Source organism: Pseudomonas sp. (genome assembly GCF_050739655.1).
Taxonomy (GTDB): Bacteria; Pseudomonadota; Gammaproteobacteria; order Pseudomonadales; family Pseudomonadaceae; genus Aquipseudomonas.
In genome coordinates this window covers 1-2,471 of the sequence record NZ_JBOIBY010000466.1, presented here as the reverse complement: position 1 = coordinate 2,471, position 2,471 = coordinate 1, and the positions used below count along the sequence as shown (strand labels likewise).

Annotated in this window: 4 protein-coding genes; all 4 read left to right on the top strand. The window is 57.9% G+C overall.

The window, feature by feature from the left end; translation table 11 throughout:
- Positions 1 to 133: 133 nt before the first annotated feature.
- The 4 genes from ACRESJ_RS22745 (at position 134) to ACRESJ_RS22730 (ending at position 2,442) form a co-directional block, all read left to right on the top strand.
- On the top strand, positions 134 to 751 hold the full coding sequence (locus tag ACRESJ_RS22745; protein WP_431759933.1) for a cytochrome b/b6 domain-containing protein: 618 nt from the start codon (positions 134 to 136) through the stop codon (positions 749 to 751).
- Positions 748 to 1,533: a molybdopterin-dependent oxidoreductase gene (locus tag ACRESJ_RS22740; protein ID WP_431759932.1), complete on the top strand. Its 786-nt coding sequence runs from the start codon at positions 748 to 750 to the stop codon at positions 1,531 to 1,533. The genes ACRESJ_RS22745 and ACRESJ_RS22740 overlap by 4 nt, the downstream gene beginning before the upstream one ends.
- A 52-nt stretch (positions 1,534 to 1,585) precedes the next feature.
- Positions 1,586 to 1,870, top strand: coding sequence for a pentapeptide MXKDX repeat protein (locus ACRESJ_RS22735; RefSeq protein WP_431759931.1), 285 nt, complete (start codon positions 1,586 to 1,588; stop codon positions 1,868 to 1,870).
- Positions 1,871 to 2,034: 164 nt separating this feature from the next.
- The gene (locus ACRESJ_RS22730) at positions 2,035 to 2,442 is read left to right on the top strand and encodes a response regulator (RefSeq protein WP_431759930.1); all 408 of its coding nucleotides are present in this window, start codon (positions 2,035 to 2,037) and stop codon (positions 2,440 to 2,442) included.
- Positions 2,443 to 2,471: the final 29 nt, after the last annotated feature.

Sequence of the window (2,471 nt, the reverse complement as noted above, 5' to 3'; positions counted from 1 at the left end):
GCAACTCCTACAGGGGTAGCCCTCAATCATCGAGAGGGCGAGTTATCACATTTAATTTAACTTTACGTGAGGATTTGGCGATCTTGTGGCTCCCATACTCGGCTCCAACGAATAACAACGACGGGAGCCGGACATGTCGCAGTCATCTGCAACACCCAAGGCCAGCCATCCACGCTGGTTGCGGCTGACCCATTGGCTCAACGCCCTGGCGGTGCTGGTGATGGTCACCAGCGGCTGGCGCATCTACAACGCCTCGCCGCTCTACGATTTCAGCTTTCCCAAATCCATCACCCTCGGCGGTTGGCTCGGTGGCGCCATTCAATGGCACTTCGCAGCGATGTGGTTCCTGGCGATCAACGGACTCATCTATCTGGCCTTCAACCTGTTCAGCGGTCGTCTGAAACGACGCTTTTTCCCTGTATCGCCCAAAGGCGTTCTGCATGACTTGGGGGCCGCTCTGCGCGGCAAGCTGGGGCATGCCGACCTGAGTCATTACAACCAGGTGCAGCGCGTCGCTTACTTGTTCGTCATGGTCGATATCACGCTGCTGGTGATCTCCGGGCTGGTGCTGTGGAAGTCCGTGCAGTTCCCGCTGCTGCGTGAGTTGCTGTGGGGTTACGAAGGTGCGCGCCGCGTGCACTTCTTCGCCATGGCGCTGCTGGTGGCATTCGTGGCGGTGCATCTGGTGATGGTGGCGCTGGTTCCAAAAACACTGGTGGCCATGATTGTCGGTCGCAAGGAGCACGTATGAAAAAGCCCAATCAAGGTTCAGGGCTGGACGAGTCTTCCATCCTGACCGACGCCCGCAAGATCCTTGCACCACAGATCGAGGACCGCTCACGCCGCTCGTTCCTGCTGCGCGGCCTGACCCTCGGCGGCGTGGCCATGTTGTCCGGATGCAACATCACCGATAACGAAAGTGTCGACACCGCGTTGTCGTCCATGTCGCGCTTCAATGATCGGGTGCAGGGCTGGTTGTTCAATCCCAATGCCATGGCGCCGACCTACCCGGAATCGATGATCACCCGGCCGTTTCCATTCAATGCCTTCTACGGCATCGATGAAGCGCCGACGGTGGAGGAGGAAGGTTATCGCCTGGAAGTCACTGGCCTGGTCGTCGACAAGCGCAGTTGGCGCCTCGAAGAACTGCGCGCCATGGCGCAGACCGACCAGATCACCCGGCACATTTGCGTCGAAGGCTGGAGCGCGATTGGCCGTTGGGGCGGAGTGCGCTTCAGCGATTTCCTCAAACGCGTCGGCGCCGACACCGATGCCAAATACGTCGGCTTCAAATGCGCCGACGACTATTACACCAGCATCGACATGGCCACCGCGCTGCATGCGCAAACCTTGTTGGCGCTGACTTACGACGGCGCGGTGCTGCCGCGCGAGTACGGCTTCCCGATGAAGCTGCGCATGCCCACCAAGCTTGGCTACAAGAACCCCAAACACATTCAGGCGATTTTCGTCAGCAACACCTACAGCGGCGGCTACTGGGAAGACCAGGGCTACAACTGGTTCGGTGGCAGTTGACGGAGCCTGGCTGTTTCACTCGTCCACACACAGAGCTTCAAGGAGTTTGATCATGAAAAAATTGACCACCGTTGTGCTGTCCATGTGCCTGGCCGTAGGTGCTGCCAGTGTTTTTGCTGCTGACACCATGAGCAACGACAGCATGAGCAAGGATGCGATGTCCAAGGACGCCATGTCCAAGGACGCGATGAAGAAGACCGATTCGATGTCCAAGGACACGATGAAGAAAGACGACATGTCCAAGGGCGCGATGACCAAGGACACGTTGAAAAAAGACGCCATGTCCAAGGACAGCATGAGCAAAGACGCGATGAAGAAGGACGCCATGTCGCAGTAAACGAAACCCCGGTGGGAGCTTGCCGGCTCCCACCGCCTTGCGCAGCACCTGTTTTCCTCGTATCCCTATATCAAAATGAATTTCCGTCGAGTGCGCTGCTCCTACCTGTAGGCAGCGGATTCAGATCCGCGAAATCATAGGTGCATTCAGGGAGCGGCAAGGTCATGAGTGGAGTGTCGACGGCAGGTGGAAATCTTCCTGACGGGTTGATCCTGGTGGTTGAGGACGACCCGCTGATCCTGGATTTTCTCTGTGAAATTCTCCAGGAGGAAGGTTTTGTAGTGGAGCCGCAAACCAGTGCCGACGACGCATCGGTGTATCTGGAGCAGCATGCCGCGCAGGTGAGGTTGTTGCTGACCGACATCACCATGCCGGGCACGCTCAATGGCGCGGACCTGGCCAACCAGTTCGGTGATCGCTGGCCGGACAAACCGATCATGATCATGTCGGGCTATGAGACCCCGGAGAGTTCGGGGGTGCGCCATGAGGTTGCGTTCATCAAGAAACCCTGGGCGCTTGGGCAGTTGCTTGATTGCGTGCAAGGCGCTCTAAGTTCAAGGCGTACCTTGTAGGAGCTGCCGCAGGCTGCGATCTTTTGATC

What these genes read in the sequence shown, in the direction of transcription:
- ACRESJ_RS22745 (WP_431759933.1), top strand. Translation starts at nt 134, where the DNA reads ATGTCGCAGTCATCTGCAACACCCAAGGCCAGCCATCCACGCTGGTTG.
- ACRESJ_RS22740 (WP_431759932.1), top strand. Translation starts at nt 748, where the DNA reads ATGAAAAAGCCCAATCAAGGTTCAGGGCTGGACGAGTCTTCCATCCTG.
- ACRESJ_RS22735 (WP_431759931.1), top strand. Translation starts at nt 1,586, where the DNA reads ATGAAAAAATTGACCACCGTTGTGCTGTCCATGTGCCTGGCCGTAGGT.
- ACRESJ_RS22730 (WP_431759930.1), top strand. Translation starts at nt 2,035, where the DNA reads ATGAGTGGAGTGTCGACGGCAGGTGGAAATCTTCCTGACGGGTTGATC.